At 40.6% G+C, this 15,008-nt stretch carries 21 protein-coding genes and 1 pseudogene; 21 read left to right on the forward strand and 1 reads right to left on the reverse strand.

Annotation, left to right across the window (positions count from 1 at the left end):
* The first annotated feature begins 597 nt into the window (after window positions 1-597).
* From R7040_RS18300 to R7040_RS18350, 11 genes are all read left to right on the forward strand, one after another.
* Window positions 598-945 carry a hypothetical protein gene (locus R7040_RS18300; protein ID WP_031780756.1) on the forward strand — a complete coding sequence of 116 codons (348 nt, stop codon included), beginning with the start codon at window positions 598-600 and terminating at the stop codon, window positions 943-945.
* A 725-nt stretch (window positions 946-1,670) separates the two neighbouring features.
* Window positions 1,671-2,015 (forward strand): hypothetical protein, encoded by a 345-nt coding sequence (locus R7040_RS18305; protein WP_033905622.1) that lies wholly within the window; start codon window positions 1,671-1,673, stop codon window positions 2,013-2,015.
* Window positions 2,016-2,161: 146 nt separating this feature from the next.
* A complete protein-coding gene (locus R7040_RS18310) occupies window positions 2,162-2,509 on the forward strand; it encodes a hypothetical protein (RefSeq protein WP_031780756.1) in 348 nt (115 codons plus the stop codon).
* A 134-nt stretch (window positions 2,510-2,643) separates the two neighbouring features.
* Window positions 2,644-3,189 carry a hypothetical protein gene (locus R7040_RS18315; protein WP_318081321.1) on the forward strand — a complete coding sequence of 182 codons (546 nt, stop codon included), beginning with the start codon at window positions 2,644-2,646 and terminating at the stop codon, window positions 3,187-3,189.
* Window positions 3,190-3,331: 142 nt separating this feature from the next.
* The gene (locus R7040_RS18320) at window positions 3,332-3,787 is read left to right on the forward strand and encodes a hypothetical protein (protein ID WP_318096924.1); all 456 of its coding nucleotides are present in this window, start codon (window positions 3,332-3,334) and stop codon (window positions 3,785-3,787) included.
* Between the two features lie 168 nt (window positions 3,788-3,955).
* Window positions 3,956-4,456 (forward strand): opioid growth factor receptor-related protein, encoded by a 501-nt coding sequence (locus R7040_RS18325; RefSeq protein WP_064354082.1) that lies wholly within the window; start codon window positions 3,956-3,958, stop codon window positions 4,454-4,456.
* Window positions 4,457-4,623: 167 nt separating this feature from the next.
* A complete protein-coding gene (locus R7040_RS18330) occupies window positions 4,624-5,157 on the forward strand; it encodes a hypothetical protein (RefSeq protein ID WP_258623860.1) in 534 nt (177 codons plus the stop codon).
* Between the two features lie 270 nt (window positions 5,158-5,427).
* Entirely contained in the window at window positions 5,428-5,817 is a 390-nt protein-coding gene (locus tag R7040_RS18335; protein ID WP_064354080.1) for a hypothetical protein, read from the forward strand.
* Between the two features lie 142 nt (window positions 5,818-5,959).
* Window positions 5,960-6,496, forward strand: coding sequence for a nucleotidyltransferase family protein (locus R7040_RS18340; RefSeq protein WP_064354078.1), 537 nt, complete (start codon window positions 5,960-5,962; stop codon window positions 6,494-6,496).
* A gap of 136 nt (window positions 6,497-6,632) precedes the next feature.
* Window positions 6,633-7,403 carry a hypothetical protein gene (locus R7040_RS18345; RefSeq protein ID WP_064354077.1) on the forward strand — a complete coding sequence of 257 codons (771 nt, stop codon included), beginning with the start codon at window positions 6,633-6,635 and terminating at the stop codon, window positions 7,401-7,403.
* A 745-nt stretch (window positions 7,404-8,148) separates the two neighbouring features.
* Window positions 8,149-8,610, forward strand: a complete 462-nt coding sequence (locus tag R7040_RS18350; RefSeq protein WP_025796455.1) for a GIY-YIG nuclease family protein — start codon at window positions 8,149-8,151, stop codon at window positions 8,608-8,610.
* A gap of 131 nt (window positions 8,611-8,741) precedes the next feature.
* Here the strand turns inward: R7040_RS18350 and R7040_RS18355 are convergent, their stop codons facing one another.
* Window positions 8,742-9,089, reverse strand: coding sequence for a hypothetical protein (locus tag R7040_RS18355; protein WP_041061974.1), 348 nt, complete (start codon window positions 9,087-9,089; stop codon window positions 8,742-8,744).
* A 159-nt stretch (window positions 9,090-9,248) separates the two neighbouring features.
* On the opposite strand from R7040_RS18355, the gene R7040_RS18360 reads away from it, so the two are divergent.
* The 10 genes and pseudogenes from R7040_RS18360 (at window position 9,249) to R7040_RS18405 (ending at window position 14,769) form a co-directional block, all read left to right on the forward strand.
* The gene (locus R7040_RS18360) at window positions 9,249-9,686 is read left to right on the forward strand and encodes a hypothetical protein (protein WP_198039110.1); all 438 of its coding nucleotides are present in this window, start codon (window positions 9,249-9,251) and stop codon (window positions 9,684-9,686) included.
* A gap of 639 nt (window positions 9,687-10,325) precedes the next feature.
* Window positions 10,326-10,762, forward strand: a pseudogene (locus R7040_RS18365) (NUDIX hydrolase).
* 135 nt (window positions 10,763-10,897) lie between these two features.
* Window positions 10,898-11,188, forward strand: a complete 291-nt coding sequence (locus R7040_RS18370; protein ID WP_141135634.1) for a hypothetical protein — start codon at window positions 10,898-10,900, stop codon at window positions 11,186-11,188.
* A gap of 212 nt (window positions 11,189-11,400) precedes the next feature.
* Window positions 11,401-11,649, forward strand: a complete 249-nt coding sequence (locus R7040_RS18375) for a hypothetical protein (RefSeq protein ID WP_141135633.1) — start codon at window positions 11,401-11,403, stop codon at window positions 11,647-11,649.
* 135 nt (window positions 11,650-11,784) lie between these two features.
* Window positions 11,785-12,306: a hypothetical protein gene (locus R7040_RS18380; protein ID WP_042523666.1), complete on the forward strand. Its 522-nt coding sequence runs from the start codon at window positions 11,785-11,787 to the stop codon at window positions 12,304-12,306.
* A 140-nt stretch (window positions 12,307-12,446) separates the two neighbouring features.
* The gene (locus R7040_RS18385; protein WP_042524094.1) at window positions 12,447-13,085 is read left to right on the forward strand and encodes a class I SAM-dependent methyltransferase; all 639 of its coding nucleotides are present in this window, start codon (window positions 12,447-12,449) and stop codon (window positions 13,083-13,085) included.
* A gap of 211 nt (window positions 13,086-13,296) precedes the next feature.
* On the forward strand, window positions 13,297-13,554 hold the full coding sequence (locus R7040_RS18390) for a type II toxin-antitoxin system Phd/YefM family antitoxin (protein WP_021458101.1): 258 nt from the start codon (window positions 13,297-13,299) through the stop codon (window positions 13,552-13,554).
* Complete coding sequence (locus R7040_RS18395) at window positions 13,542-13,844, forward strand: type II toxin-antitoxin system RelE/ParE family toxin (RefSeq protein ID WP_064354072.1); 303 nt, start codon at window positions 13,542-13,544, stop codon at window positions 13,842-13,844. The genes R7040_RS18390 and R7040_RS18395 overlap by 13 nt, the downstream gene beginning before the upstream one ends.
* A gap of 156 nt (window positions 13,845-14,000) precedes the next feature.
* Entirely contained in the window at window positions 14,001-14,399 is a 399-nt protein-coding gene (locus tag R7040_RS18400; protein ID WP_318096925.1) for a DUF6232 family protein, read from the forward strand.
* A 136-nt stretch (window positions 14,400-14,535) separates the two neighbouring features.
* Window positions 14,536-14,769: a hypothetical protein gene (locus R7040_RS18405; RefSeq protein WP_064354070.1), complete on the forward strand. Its 234-nt coding sequence runs from the start codon at window positions 14,536-14,538 to the stop codon at window positions 14,767-14,769.
* Window positions 14,770-15,008 lie beyond the last annotated feature (239 nt).

Genomic DNA, 15,008 nt, shown 5'->3' on the forward strand with positions numbered 1-15,008 from the left:
GTATTGCGTTGCTCACACCTTAGCAAGGCGTTATGTGCTTTGGTGTTCGTAACGTTTAGATGTGTATGCAAGTCATTTTAAATTAGTAAAAGGAATTACTATGTCCAAAAAGGAATCGGATAAAAGTACAGCACTTAAGTTGGGTTTGTTCATGGCTGGCTCGGTATTTGGTGCGGTCTTGTATATCTTTTTTGCATTTCCAGCATCTTGATTGTTCGGGTTACTAAATGTTGTCGGTTAGGCTCAAGCTACATGTAGGGATAGAATGTTAGTTGCCATCGTATACATCATTGTCACACTTCTTATGGTTAAAGTGCTTTTAAAGAAGAAAGTCTCTAAAAGTGTACTTTTTTACTTCGCTCTTGAACTCTATTTTGGTCCAGTTGCGGTCGCCTCTTATATCGATTAGCTGTTCTGAGAGTACAGTTGTTCAGGTTAAGCACGCACATAACAAACTGTTCAAGAGGGATTCGCAACGCGTGGCAATTTCACTATGCGTTGGTTTTAGTGTTTAAGGTGGTATGCGGCGACTTCGGCATTGCGTTGCTCACCCCTTAACAGGACGTTATGCGCTCGCAGAAATGGAGATAATCAATCATGGAAGATTTAGCTAATTCGTTAAGAAGTTCTGGCCTAAAAGTCAAAATTAAAAAAGGAAAAATTGCAGTTCGGCTTGACGGGCTTTCAAATCCGGTTTCGATAATAAAAGATATACCTGCTGATGAGTATAAAGTGAAAACTAATGATTCGATTCTATCGATAATTGCCTGTCTTTTGCTATTTATTGGTCTGTCAGGTATTTATGAGTTTAGTGGTAATGCTTTGATAAATATTGCACTTATCTCCGTTTCTATATTGTCTTTTGTTACAGTGTTACTTACAGAGTTTAAGCTGACTAAATTACGCGCTACTGTAGTTGCTTTCAATCGTGGAGAACGCGCATAACAAATTGTTCAAGAGTGATTCGGCACGCGTGGCATTTTTACTATGCGTTGGTTTTAGTGGTTAATGTGGTATGCGGAGACTTAGGTATTGCGTGCCTCACACCTTAACAAGGCGTTAGTTTGCAAGAGGAAAAACGCAGCTATATCGCAAGATCTAGTGGTAAAAGTTCAAAGTTTAAGCTGTCGTATCTGCTTTCAATTACAGTGTTAACTAGCGTGGTAAAAATCCAAAATTGGCATCGTTTCAACGGCTGATTTGTTCTTTGGTGCGGTGACTTTTGGGTTCTCTGAGTCGAACTTTTTTGCTGAAACTCTGCTCGTTGAGTTTGTCGATACAAAAGCCGATTTACTTGCTGCAAGGACGTTTTCTTTGGTGTGGTAAGTTCACGTGGTTTCAGTGACTTTGTTGAAAGTCCGCATTGTGAGATTAGTTTTCCAAAAGCGCTTTTTGGTGTTGTAAGTTCGTTTTCTGCGGTGTTGTTTGTTCCACGTGGTTTCATTGAGTAGCCGCTTTGAAACTACGCCTGGCTTAAGTGCATCAAAACACTTAAAGCTTATTGTTTACAAAGTTTAAAATAACGTAAATCAACGCTTTGGGTTTGCAAACTAACAAACTGCTCAAGAGGGATTCGCAACGCGTGGCATTTTTACTATGCGTTTAATTTAGTGATTAAGGTGGTTTGCGGCAACATCGGTATTGCGTTGCTCACCCCTTAGCAGGGCGTTATGCGTCAGGAGGAAGAGTTGGATAATCAGTTTAAAGATTTAGCAAAGGAACATCCGGAAGCCGGTAGCAAACTAGGAATTGCACTCTCTACCTTAAGTCAGATTCCTATTAATGGTATGAGAGTCGCTCCCGAAAATGGTACTAATGGTTGGTATATCTGGTGCGGTGAAGAGTTATCTTCAAACGCAGACTTCTTTGACCCGCTACATGTTGAGCATATAGTTAAATACCTACCTCAAGTGCAAGCTTATCTAGGTTTGCCTCCTGGCTATCGCTTCTTAATAGATAACAATGGCTACGAAGATATCTGGTATGACAGCAGCTTGTTGGAAGGAAACGCATAACAAACTGTTTAAGAGTGATTCGCAACGTGTGGCATTTTTACTATGCGTTGGTTTTAGTGTTTAAGGTGGTATGCGGTAGCATCGGTATTGCGTTGCTCACACCTTAACAGGGCGTTATGCGCTCGCAGAAATGGAGATAATCAATCATGGAAGATTTAGCTAATTCGTTAAGAAGTTCTGGCCTAAAAGTCAAAATTAAAAAAGGAAAAATTGCAGTTCGGCTTGACGGGCTTTCAAATCCGGTTTCGATAATAAAAGATATACCTGCTGATGAGTATAAAGTGAAAACTAATGATTCGATTCTATCGATAATTGCCTGTCTTTTGCTATTTATTGGTCTGTCAGGTATTTATGAGTTTAGTGGTAATGCTTTGATAAATATTGCACTTATCTCCGTTTCTATATTGTCTTTTGTTACAGTGTTACTTACAGAGTTTAAGCTGACTAAATTACGCGCTACTGTAGTTGCTTTCAATCGTGGAGAACGCGCATAACAAATTGTTCAAGAGTGATTCGGCACGCGTGGCATTTTTACTATGCGTTGGTTTTAGTGGTTAATGTGGTATGCGGAGACTTAGGTATTGCGTGCCTCACACCTTAACAAGGCGTTATACGCTTTAGGAAAATTATGCAAAAATTGAAAAAAATAGAACAATTTCTTCAGATGTTTTCGCAGGATGCTCGTAAACAACAAAGGCTAAAAGATGACATTTTTAACTTCTTTGTTGTTTTTTCTAGATTTGAGTTCGCTCTAAAAGAGTCTGGCTACCTAAAGGATAAAAAAGTAGCCGAACCAAGTTGGGATAAGTTCGTAACGAAATACAAAACTGAATTTAGTGTTAATGAAGATATTCAAGAAAGCTATATTTACTTAACATCGGAAGAAACACGGCCAAATAAACAAAAAACTAATAAGACTAATCAAAGCGGTGAGGAAGTTTTCAATACTTATTGGGATAAATTTAACTTAGATGCAGGTGCTCCAGAACTTAAAAAAGCATGTGATGTAGTTTTAACAATAAGAAACAACTTGTTCCATGGTGGTAAATATGATGAAAAGACGTGGAATGATCCTGAAAAAACGACTTTGTTTGTAAATCACTCTGTTGTGTTGATTTTAGCGTTTACAAAACTAGACGAAGATATACAGGTCTATTTTGAAAATTTTGCGTAGCAGCGTATAACAAACTGTTTAAGAGTGATTCGCAACGCATGGCATTTTTACTATGCGTTGCGTTTAGTGTTTAAGGTGGTATGCGGAAACACAGTATTGCGTTGCTCACACCTTAACAGGGCGTTATGTTGAGAAGGGAGTTATGAAAACTTTATTGAAACAAAGTAAATTGGTCAGTTTTAAATTAATGTATAGCTTTGTCACTAGAGTATTAATTTGTGGCATGTTTGCTTACTACTTAGTCGAGATATCTAAGGCTCCATTTTTAACACAATTAGGATACATCGCATTTTTTTGTGCTGTATCTTTAGCTGCTGAGTATTTAACATCCAAACCGAAACAGTCGCTAGAAGTTGTGCTTGATGGTAATAGTTTATCTCTTTTAGGTACAAGTATAAATACTGCTGATATTAATGAAATTTTGTATGCGCAAACCAAAAGGTTTGAACATACGGTAAGGTTTCGTTTCAAAAATCAGACATATCAAGACTTTGAACTAGCTACTCCTGACTTAATTGAAGATCTAAGATTTTACCATTTTCTAGTTGAAAACCAGTTGCCTGTGAAGATGCTAGATAGTCATGAACGCATTGCTTAACATCTCAACATAACAAATTGTTCAAGAGTGATTCGGCACGCGTGGCATTTTTACTATGCGTTGGTTTTAGTGGTTAAGGTGGTATGCAGAAGCTTCGGTATTGCGTGCCTCACACCTTAACAAGGCGTTAGTGCGCAAAGATAAAAATTACAATTAGCAGGATTTAAAATGAGTGAAATTGCTCGTTTCATATCTGGTAAAGCTCCAGATAAATTTGGTCGCAATGTAGAGCAGTTGTTAGCTTACAACCACTTCTGGCTAGAGCATGATCATAAGTATATTCAAGTTCTTTTCCCAATTGATGAGGGTACTAAGTTCAATCAACATGCTCCTTTGGTAACTCAAGCAGATCGAGAGGCTTTTGCTAACTCAGAAGAATTGCGCATTGCTCACTTAAAAGCACTCGACCTTTTACTTGAGTTTTGGGGATTGCAGCGAAATGGGTGTGAAATTTCTTCATTACTGGAACTAAGTCCTGCCAACCACGTCTGGCTTAAAAGTCATGACCACAACCAACTCCGCCTGACCCGAGCAATTCGTTGTTTGTATTTACTCGGTAATGAGCAGATAGCAGCTAACTTGTGTGAGTTTCTAGTGGCTGCAGCCAGAGAAACCGGCATGGTTTCAGATAAAACGGTCGAGTATTGGCGTAACGCGCTCAAGGGGTAGGGGATCGCTGAAAAAGCGCACTAACAAACTGTTCAAGAGGGATTCGCAACGCGTGGCATTTTCACTATGCGTTGGTTTAAGTGATTAAGGTGGTATGCGGCGGCATCGGTATTGCGTTGCTCACCCCTTAACAGGGCGTTATGTTTTTAGAGGAAATTTGATAGTTTATGGAAAGCTTCTTCGAGAGTGAGTTCATGCTCTCCAACTCACTTCACTTTGTTTTGCTCACCTGCGGTTTAGCATTAGCTTTCCATTTACCAATCTGGTGTGGCTTTAATCTCTGTAAGCGTAAGTGGAAGTATGTTGACTACCTTTGGCCTCTGCTAGCAGGTGTGGGTATGCTGGGTGCAGTTTCTGAAATTCGTGCAGCAGTTGCTGGTAATTGGGCTATCACCGAGCAAACACGAGCGGTAACCATTCTCGAATCAGTTCACGAGTTTTCAGTTCGGCAGATTAAAAGTGATATGTGTTCTGGCCTTATATCTGTTGGTGGTGAAGATGGATACTCCGACCCATGCAGTTGGTATTTATCGGTTGCTAAGCATCTAAAATCCCTCGATTTCAATTTACTGCCAACATTGGACCTGAATCTATTTTCTACCTCAGGACTCAATTTAAAATGGGTTGAGGAAGATGTTACATGGGTTAATGGTATGTTTGAGCAATACAACCAGCAAAAAAAAGCGATACGACGAGACTAAGCTCGCGCAAGTCAAACATCCGATTGAGCAAGTATTTTGGTATATCAGCCCTTATTTAGTTTGTTTTGCGGTAGCTTTACGAGTGGCTAAAGTGACAGGTGAGCTCAAACTGGAAAAACAAACATAACAATCTGTTTAAGAGTGATTCGCAACGCGTGGCATTTTTACTATGCGTTAGGTTTTGTGGTTAAGGTGGTATGCGGGAGCCTCGGTATTGCGTTGCTCACACCTTAACAGGGCGTTATGTGTTTCTCACAAAAGGAGTCGTCAATGAAAAAGCCTACGATTGAATCCAGTCAGGAGGAGCTCATAGCGTTTGTTCGAGATTGGATAGATTTATGCGCGTCAGGAGAAGCAGAGTATGCTTTTTCGTTCCTTGATGAACCATTAGATAACTCTAGAAGTAAGTGGAGTTTAGAAGATTTTGAAATGGTCAGGTTTGACCATTTTGGCGACAACCAGCTCCCAGTTATAACAAGTCCTTTAACCGTCACAGGGGTTCTAAGAAACGACATCTTCGAGTACGACAACGGCTCTGGGTGGGGAGTTGAATATGATTTGCCGCTTAATGGTGTCGTTAGTGATTTCACACTGCTTTTCGACTTCTTAAAGCATGGTGAAGACCTGAGGGTGATTTTGGATGATGGCCACGTCATGTAAAAACACATAACAATCTGTTTAAGAGTGATTCGCAACGCGTGGCATTTTTACTATGCGTTGGTTTAGGTGATTAAGGTGTTATGCGGCGGCATCGGTATTGCGTTGCTCACACCTTAACAGGGCGTTATGGCGCAGGGCGAAAATGGACAAAATCGTAGAATTAATTAAACAAGATCCAATAAGAGTTGAGGCACTTGCACATGTGTCCCAACTAGGCTTGCCCCAATGCTATATTGCTGCAGGTTTTGTTCGAAACTTAGTTTGGGATTCATTGCATAATTTCAATGAACCGACGCCTTTAAATGATGTCGATGTCATCTACTTTGATCCGATAGAATCTAACTCCAGTGCCCACTTGGATTACGAAGAGCTTCTTAAAGCCCGCATGCCCAAACTTAACTGGCAAGTGCGTAATCAAGCGACAATGAATGAGCGTAATGGTGATGAACCCTATCAAAGCTCGTTGGATGCAATGAGTTACTGGCCAGAAAAAGAAACAGCGGTTGCAGTTCGTCAAGTAGGGTCAAATAAGTATGAGTGTATTGCTGCTTTTGGCTTTGAATCCCTATTTAGTTACTGGGTCACACATAATCCTAAAAGGTTACGAGAAACCTTTGAAAATCGTGTGAGTTCAAAAGGGTGGCTAGTTCGGTGGCCATCTTTGAGAATTGCGCCATAACAAAGCGTTTAAGGCAGATTCGCAACGCATGGCATTCTCGGTTCAAATTGAGTTTTGTGTTTACGGTGCGGTGGTTTAAGTTAGGTGTAGGCGTCGCTCACTACTTAACGCGGCGTTATGTATAAAGAGAGGTAATATGGCACTATTTGATTATCAAATTCGTTTTGAATTGGAGCATTTGATTAATATAGCGGATGCAGAAATCAGAACCGATTTTAATTTAGGGTATGTAGTTGACGAAAATGATTATACGTCTAATTTGACCGCACATATTCGTCGAATTATAAATACTCATCTTCCTTTACGAGCAACTACAGTTGCACAAAAGCTACCAGCTAATGCAGAACAAGCATGGGGCGTTGATGCTTGTATAATATTAGTCGACCATGATACTCGTGAGTGTAAACTCTGTTTGTTCGAAGCTAAAACTGATCGACTGAATTGGGATTATCTTAAAACGAGTAAAACACCTCAAGTATCTCATTTTTCCACCCAATTAGCGCGCCAGATTAAGCCGTTTAATATGGGGTTTGCTATTTGGGAGCAGTTTTACTCTAGCAAAGCAAATGGTTGTGCGAATGGAAATAGAAATGACAGTGGTTCGACGTGTATTTTGCATGATATAGCTGTCAACTATAAGGGCGTTCCCCCAAATGCCAATGTTTGGGTTGATCAAGATATTGATAATTTGGCTGCTAATCAAGCTGATACATCAATGGGTACTCTGATAAAAAGGGTATGTGAATGTAGCTTTGGTATAGCTAAATCTGTTCAAGACCTTTGTGCTCTTATAGAAGACCAGCTACCAGTCGAACATCTTCTATTCATAGAGGGGGGAAGAGTTGTTTCAAGTGAAGAAGAATTTCAAAGTATTGCCCAATTATACATAACAAATTGTTCAAGGTGATTCGGCACGCGTGGCATTTGTACTATGCGTTAGTTTTAGTGGTTAAGGTGTTATGCGGAAACATCGGTGTGCCGTACCTCACACCTTAACAGGGCGTTAGTCGCCAGAAAAAGCTAGCAATCAAAATCATGTTTCTAAGCTCAAAATCTGGCAGTTGCTTGTCTGGTGCACAGGTTCATCGCCGATGGTCAAAACTCAGTTTCAGCTGTTTTAAGTCCAAAGTTTTGCAAGTGTTCTAGCGTTTTTTTCTTTGGTACTGACAGAGCAGGGCAATCGAGAGTCTGTTTTTGGTTGCAACTTTGCTCGGTGAGCTTGTCGGTTCAAAAGCAGATATACTCGCTGAAAAGACGTTTTCTCTGGTGTTGTAAGTTCCACGTGGTTTCAGTGACGTTGTTGAAAGTCAGCACTGTGAGATTGGTTTTCCAAAAGTGCTTTTTTGGTGTTGTCAGTCCGTTTTCTGCGGTGTTGGTTGTTCCAAGTGGTTTCATTGAATAGTCGCTTTGAGACTACGTCTGACTTAAATGCATCAAAGCACATAAAGTTCGTTGTTCGCAAAGTTTAGTTTGGCTTAAAATTGTCGCTCGGTGCCTCGCGACTAACAAACTGTTTAAGAGTGATTCGCAACGCGTGGCATTTTTACTATGCGTTGTGTTTAGTGTTTAAGGTGGTATGCGGCAGCATCGGTGTTGCGTTGCTCACACCTTAACAGGGCGTTATGCGTTTTACGTGATTTAGAGGAATAGAAATGAAATTTGAAGGTATTGCTCAACTAAACGAATTCGTTCTATCTATCAATGACTTTATTCACAATGAGGAAAACCATTCAGTTGTCCAATACCCTCGAAATTCTGTTAGTAGCTGGAATGTAAAATCCATAGAAGAAGAGAACGAAGCCCTTCTTAATTCAGTTTCAGGTTCAGCAAATATTTACGCAATTTTTGAGTTAGAAGACAACAATGATAAGCCGACTCTGAAGTACATTGGTAAAACTACTCGAAGACTGGCAAGGCAACGCTTAAGAAATCATTTGATAACTAAGCATGCTAAAACTGGAGCTAAGTTAGAATCTGTAAAAGATCTAGTACGAAGGGGGCATACAATCAAAATAGCATACCTTCCAATTGAACCTGAGTCTTTAAGAAACTACGTTGAAGAAGAACTGATTTTTCTGAACAAAAGCGCAGAATGGAATCGAGAAAACGCATAACAAAGCATTTAAGAGTGATTCGCAACGCTTGGCGCTTTCGCTTCGCTCAAGTATAGCCAAGCGTCGCTCACACCTTAATGCGGCGTTATGGTGATTTAACTCCAGATCAGAGAGACTGGAGTTAATTAGAGCTAGAAGCAGCCGTACTCGTTGCAAGTTGAAGAAAAGTAGTTTCCTTCTGAGTCAGTGCCTGTTGTGTATGTATTGCTGCCAATCTTATTCGTTGTACTGTTCCAAGAATTACCATCAGCAGATGTACCGTTGGTGTAAGTCGAGTTACCTACAGAAGTGCTAGTTTGATTCCAACTTGAACCAGTTTGGCTGTTGTAACCTTGAACAGACGTAGTGTTGCCGTATTTCTGGACGTTGTACGTATTTCCATTGTCGTCATAACAAGTCTTGTAAGAGTCAGATCCATAGCAGTTTGCAAGTGCATTTGTAGACAGACTAAGCGAAATTAATAGTAGAAGGTGTTTCATTGATACATCTCAAATAACAGGGTGGCGTACTTTAAATTTAAATTGCGTCATATGCAACAAAAATCACCATAACAAATTGTTCAAGGGCGATTCGGCACGCGTGGCATTTTTACTATGCGTTAGTTTTAGTGGTTAAGGTGGTATGCGGAAGCTTAGGTATTGCGTGCCTCACACCTTAACAAGGCGTTAGTTGCCAACGAGAAAATCGCAGCTAAAACAGAGTGTTTAGGTCTAATCGTTCGTGTGCTTTGCTTGATTCTGCACTTCGAACTTCGGGATCTTGGCTCGCGGAAATTGAGCTTCGTTCTTTTCCTAGTTTGGTTTGCCGTTTCAGAAGCCGATTCACTTGTTGAGAGTCAGCTCTGTGATATTGTCTTTTCAAATGAGCTTTTTGGTGTTGTTAGCCCGTTTTCTACGGCGTTGTTTGTTCCAAGTGGTTTCAGTGACAGTCGCTTTGAAACTGCGCCTGATTTGAGTTTTCAAAACACACAAAGACAGTGTTGGCAAAGCGGCAATCAATTTCAAATCAAAGCTTTAGGTTTGGCAACTAACAAAGCATTCAAGAGGGATTCACAACGCTTGGCAGTTTTGGTTTGAATCAACTTTAGTGTTTACAGCACAATAGCTTAGGTTGGGTGGTGGCGTTGTTCACCCCTTAATGCGGCGTTATGCGACTGAGCAAAAAATCTTCTATATCTCTCTTTCTCGCTCTCTTTGGCAGTCGGTTTTCGGTGCCGGCAATTTAGCATTGTCGGCCCAAGTTCTTGAATTACTCAGGCCGTAAAACATGTCAAAGTGCGTGGGTTGCCTCATTGGTTTTCAGTGTTGGTTCGTGGCGAGTTTGGCTGGCGTAAAGTGTGGTAAGGGCAATTTTATCGGTAGTTCTTCTTCGCTGGTATTCTGCCGGGTTGAGTTTCTCGGAGCAAAAGCTTAGTCACTAGCTGGAGTTCACCATTAGTCACTTGTTGGAAGCTGGTCTGTAACACAGTGGCTTCGGCTGTTCAGTGAATCACAAAAAGTGCTTGGTTTGTTTGTGGTTTTTCGTGTCTAAGGTAATCTTCATTTACCCAACTTGGCTTATGCGCATGAATTCGCATAACAAACAATTTAAGCAGATTCGCAACGCTTGGCATTTTTGGTTTGAATCGGTTTTAGTGTTTACGGCACAATGGTTTAGGTGTGGTGGTGACGTTGCTCACTACTTAATTGGGCGTTATGCGATTAGAGGAAAAACCAATGAGAGCACCATTTCAAGTATTAGTATTTCCGTATCAAATACTCATTGAACAACCTCGTTACTTAATCGGAAAACGAAGTGATAATGGTGTATGGCAAGCTATTTCAGGCGGTGGTGAAGATAGTGAATCCATTCTCGAGGCAGCAAAGCGTGAACTTATAGAAGAAACTAGTTTAATTGGCTGTGATTGGCAGCAATTGGACTCAATGTGTATGCTCCCAAAAGTGTACTATGCGGGTCATGAAATTGGACTAATCATCAGTTTGTAGTGCCTGAATATTCTTTTTCAGTTCGAGTGTCTACTGAGCCTCAGCTATCAAATGAGCATACAGAATTTCGTTGGTGTGGTTTTCAAGAGGCTAGTGAACTTTTGAAATATGACTCAAACAGAATAGCCTTATGGGAGCTTAATCAAAGGCTTAATAACAATCTTTGAAAAATCGCATAACAAACGCTTTAAGATGGATTCGCAACGCTCGGCGGTTTTGGTTTGATTTGGCTTTTGTGTTTACGGTGCAATAATTGAGTATCGTGATAGCGTTGCTCACCACTTAAGCGGGCGTTATGTGCTATGACCAAAAATAAGGAGTACTCAATAATTATGGTGGGACGTACGGAAGCGTATAAAAAAGGTTATGCTGCTAAACATTATGAAAATCCCTATCCGCGAAATTCACAAGAGTATAATGACTTTGAGCGAGGCTGGTCTCAGAAAATAAAGAGTACACGTTCAGCCCCACCTCTAAAGCATTATCAGAAAGAGCTTTTACGGCAACATAAAGATCAGACCGCTAAACCCAATCGTCAGCCATCAAATGGAACAAGTGACTTTAATTATTATGCTGAAGCGAAAGGCAAGTAATTATTCAGCAACGCACATAACAAAGCATTTAAGACGGATTCCCAACGCTCGGCATTTTTGGTTTGTTTCAACTTCAGTGGTTACGGCACAATGCTTTAAGTTCAGTGGTCTGCGTTGCTCACCACTTAATGCGGCGTTATGCGTATGTGTGATTATCGTTCCCTTTAGTGGTAAAGTAATGATTTAAAAGGGTACATAGAATGGGGAAGGCAATGGTTACTACCAAGTTTCATGGCTTTAAGGGCAAGGAAGAACTCATAAAAACCTTGGCGAAAGACCTTGCAAGTATTTTTTCTGAAGCAGCTATCGATCTGGATGTTTGTTTAGAATACGATAGCGAGGAAATTGCGTCAGGTTCGGTGCGTGATGCCGAAAATGTAGTGGCGAAATTCGAGTTCAACAAATTTCTAAATCCTACAAATCAAATAACCTATACGGATATATCAAAAACATACGCATAACAAAGCGTTCAAGACGGATTCACAACGCTTGGCATTTTCAGTTTGATTCAACTTTAGTGTTTACGGCACAAAGGGTTAGGTTGGGTGGTCGCGTTGTTCACCACTTAACGCGGCGTTATAAGCCTAGGAGTATACATGGAAGCAATAGTGCATCTAAATGGCAAGGATTTTGATACAACGTCTTATGCCCAACAAATTCAAATGGCAGAATGTCACTTCTATTTCATTCAAGGCGCTCAAGCTGCGCACAATGAGCTTTATCTACCTGCTGTTGTATCATTTTTAAATGGAATTGAATCAACTATAAGGGTCATTATTAACAACCAAAACTCCCCACACGTATACACAGAACCATCAGCATATAAATGCTTAAGTAATAATTTGTTGTTAAATGCGCGTGAGATCGGGTTGGATGTTACAAAGTTAGCCTTTGATGGTGAAAATAATTTTGTGGCACGTCTAGAAAGCCAAAAGCCTAACTTTGAAATGGTCGAGGTCGTTCGAGTAAGAAACAATTTATGCCATGGCAACGTTTTTGAGTTTGTAAATCAGGAGTATATGATTTTCACACCAGAGTGTATTCGAGCACTTTGCTACCAACTGTTTGATATTTCAGTGCGTTGGTCTAGTGAAATAGAGCGCTTTCGTAATGCTTAAGGGCGGCTTATAACAAACAATTTAAGAGTGATTCGGCACGCTTGGCATTTTTGCTATGCGTTGGCTTTAGTGATTAAGGTGTTATGCGGCGGCATCGGTATTGCGTGCCTCACACCTTAATTGGGCGTTAGCAGTCAAGGATGAATATGAAACAAAACTACCAAGTTCATGAAGACATGTATGTTGAAGCTCGCGAAGCTGGCTGGGAAGGTTGGGGTGGCAACGAGCGAATGTCTAAAGCAGTTTTAGTTGAGCGTTTTCTCGAGCTATTTAAACGAACGGTGCAAGGTAAACTGCTCGAACTAGGTTGCGGTGAAGGACATCATTGCAGAGCTTTCCAGAAGTTAGGCTTTGAGGTGGCAGGTATAGATATTTCACCAACCGCAATTGAATGGGCAAAGGAAAAAGCCAGAGCAACAGGAGTCGAGGGTAATTATTATTTAGCGGACCTAACGGTAGCGTCTCTTGAACTTCCAGAACGTTATGATGTTGTTATTGACGGTAATTGCTTGCATTGCATTATCGGTGCAGATCGAGTCATATTTTTGAGTCATGTTTATCGTTCACTGTCTGAAAACGGGGTATTTTTTGTCAGTAGCTTGTGCTCTAAAAATGAAATTAGCTATGAAACTTATAGGGATGGCAGTCCATATCGTCATGTTACCTCTGAAAGTGATCTAGTTGTTGAACTAGAGAAAGCAGGGTTCCAAGTGCTTCATGTCAGTGTCTATGAGCGTGAAACTTCAAACCACATAACGGTGTATGCGATAAAAGCATAATTTTGTGTAGAAAAAACTGCTAACAAATTGTTCAAGAGTGATTCGGCACGCGTGGCATTTTTGCTATGCGTCAGGTTTAGTGGTTAGGGTGTTATGCGGAGGGTTCGGTATTGCGTGCCTCACACCTTAACAAGGCGTTAGCCGTCATGGAGCTTGCTATACTCAAAGTGATAGAATAGTATCACTTTAGTATTCCTTTGGAGCAGCTCTCATGAAAGTAGAACTAGTTACATCACTCAAACGCCAAGCAACAAAGATCCTTGCCGATCTCCACGACACTAAAGAACCAGTGTTAATTACCGAACATGGTAAGCCATCCGCATATCTGGTTGATGTTGATGATTACGAGTTTATGCAAAATCGTTTAGCTATTCTTGAGGGGATTGCACGAGGTGAACGTGCATTAGCTGACGGTAAAGTGGTGAGTCACGATGAAGCCAAGAACAAAATGTCAAAATGGCTGAAATAATCTGGACTGAGCCAGCGCTATCCGACCTCAATGATATCGCTGAATACATCGCACTTGAAAATATCGTAGCTGCAAAACAATTGGTTCAAGCGATCTTTTCTAAAGTCGAGCGCTTAGAGTCTTTCCCTGAATCGGGTCGCATTCCGCCTGAACTAGAACATCTAAGTTATCGTGAAGTTGTAGTTAATCCGTGCCGTATTTTCTATAAACAAGACGGCGACAAAGTATTTATTCTGTTTGTTATGCGTGCTGAGAGAGACTTGCGTAAGCTCCTATTGAGCAAGCAATAACCTTTGGGAATGAGCGGCTAACAAACTGTTCAAGAGGGATTCGCAACGCGTGGCATTTTCAATATGCGTTGCGTTTAGTGGTTAAGGTGGTATGCGGCGGCTTTTGTATTGCGTTGCTCACCCCTTAACAGGGCGTTATACGAATAGAGGGAAATTATGTACAAAAATACTGATTTTAGCTTGGATTCAAAAGAGTTCAGGTTTAAGAAAGACTCATATCCTTTGTCTAAGATAAACAATGTTAGGGTTAAAAAGTTAAGTTTTCTTGATAATTTAGGTCAAGTTTTATTCTGGGTGTGTGTTTTTTCAGGGGCAGTTTGGTTAGTTATTCCAAGGTTGGAAGAGGTGCCACAATGGCTACTAGTTTTAGTTCTTAGTCTGACGGTTGTAGGTTTGGTTTTTGCTCTTTTTCGTTGTTCTAAATATGCCCTTCAAGTCGAGTTTCGCCACATAGATGAAACGGGCGTTCAATGGGGTAATGTCGCTAAGTCATACTCAAAGTCAGATTGTGAGTTATTTGAACAGCAAGTGTTGGCACTGAAAAAATTCGTATAACAAATTGTTCAAGAGTGATTCGGCACGCGTGGCATTTTTACTATGCGTTGGCTTTAGTGGTTAAGGTGTTATGCGGAACCTTCGGTATTGCGTGCCTCACACCTTAACAAGGCGTTAGTATTCAGGAGGAAAATTAGTGCTTCATCAGATAGACAAATATCAGTGTTCTTCTTGTAACATTAAATCTAAACATATTACCGTATTGATTAGGAACCCAAGTCCTTTTGCTGGTGTAAAACATCAAAAGCGTAAAGAGTTTATTGCTGGATTAATCAAAGGTTGGGCAGTTGGTCCATTTTTAGCTTCTATGGATGAGTTTTCTCGGCATACGATCTGTCAAAACTGTGGGATCAAAACGATAGAGAACTGATAAGTAAGACTTCTTTCTAAGTTAGGTGTAACAGGTTGGGTCTGAATACTAACAAACTGTTCAAGAGTGATTCGCAACGCATGGCATTTTCATCATGCGTTAGTTTAAGTGATTAAAGTGGTATGCTGCGGCATCGGTATTATGTTGCTCACACCTTAACAGGGCGTTAACTGGCACTTTGTAGCCATCTGTCTCATCCCATTCTTTTTATTCAAGTATTCTTGATGTGAATCATGGCG

The organism is Vibrio sp. 1069, from assembly GCF_033340555.1.

What these genes read in the sequence shown, in the direction of transcription:
- R7040_RS18300 (WP_031780756.1), top strand. Translation starts at nt 598, where the DNA reads ATGGAAGATTTAGCTAATTCGTTAAGAAGTTCTGGCCTAAAAGTCAAA.
- R7040_RS18305 (WP_033905622.1), top strand. Translation starts at nt 1,671, where the DNA reads ATGCGTCAGGAGGAAGAGTTGGATAATCAGTTTAAAGATTTAGCAAAG.
- R7040_RS18310 (WP_031780756.1), top strand. Translation starts at nt 2,162, where the DNA reads ATGGAAGATTTAGCTAATTCGTTAAGAAGTTCTGGCCTAAAAGTCAAA.
- R7040_RS18315 (WP_318081321.1), top strand. Translation starts at nt 2,644, where the DNA reads ATGCAAAAATTGAAAAAAATAGAACAATTTCTTCAGATGTTTTCGCAG.
- R7040_RS18320 (WP_318096924.1), top strand. Translation starts at nt 3,332, where the DNA reads ATGAAAACTTTATTGAAACAAAGTAAATTGGTCAGTTTTAAATTAATG.
- R7040_RS18325 (WP_064354082.1), top strand. Translation starts at nt 3,956, where the DNA reads ATGAGTGAAATTGCTCGTTTCATATCTGGTAAAGCTCCAGATAAATTT.
- R7040_RS18330 (WP_258623860.1), top strand. Translation starts at nt 4,624, where the DNA reads ATGGAAAGCTTCTTCGAGAGTGAGTTCATGCTCTCCAACTCACTTCAC.
- R7040_RS18335 (WP_064354080.1), top strand. Translation starts at nt 5,428, where the DNA reads ATGAAAAAGCCTACGATTGAATCCAGTCAGGAGGAGCTCATAGCGTTT.
- R7040_RS18340 (WP_064354078.1), top strand. Translation starts at nt 5,960, where the DNA reads ATGGACAAAATCGTAGAATTAATTAAACAAGATCCAATAAGAGTTGAG.
- R7040_RS18345 (WP_064354077.1), top strand. Translation starts at nt 6,633, where the DNA reads ATGGCACTATTTGATTATCAAATTCGTTTTGAATTGGAGCATTTGATT.
- R7040_RS18350 (WP_025796455.1), top strand. Translation starts at nt 8,149, where the DNA reads ATGAAATTTGAAGGTATTGCTCAACTAAACGAATTCGTTCTATCTATC.
- R7040_RS18355 (WP_041061974.1), bottom strand. Translation starts at nt 9,089, where the DNA reads ATGAAACACCTTCTACTATTAATTTCGCTTAGTCTGTCTACAAATGCA.
- R7040_RS18370 (WP_141135634.1), top strand. Translation starts at nt 10,898, where the DNA reads ATGACCAAAAATAAGGAGTACTCAATAATTATGGTGGGACGTACGGAA.
- R7040_RS18375 (WP_141135633.1), top strand. Translation starts at nt 11,401, where the DNA reads ATGGTTACTACCAAGTTTCATGGCTTTAAGGGCAAGGAAGAACTCATA.
- R7040_RS18380 (WP_042523666.1), top strand. Translation starts at nt 11,785, where the DNA reads ATGGAAGCAATAGTGCATCTAAATGGCAAGGATTTTGATACAACGTCT.
- R7040_RS18385 (WP_042524094.1), top strand. Translation starts at nt 12,447, where the DNA reads ATGAATATGAAACAAAACTACCAAGTTCATGAAGACATGTATGTTGAA.
- R7040_RS18390 (WP_021458101.1), top strand. Translation starts at nt 13,297, where the DNA reads ATGAAAGTAGAACTAGTTACATCACTCAAACGCCAAGCAACAAAGATC.
- R7040_RS18395 (WP_064354072.1), top strand. Translation starts at nt 13,542, where the DNA reads ATGGCTGAAATAATCTGGACTGAGCCAGCGCTATCCGACCTCAATGAT.
- R7040_RS18400 (WP_318096925.1), top strand. Translation starts at nt 14,001, where the DNA reads ATGTACAAAAATACTGATTTTAGCTTGGATTCAAAAGAGTTCAGGTTT.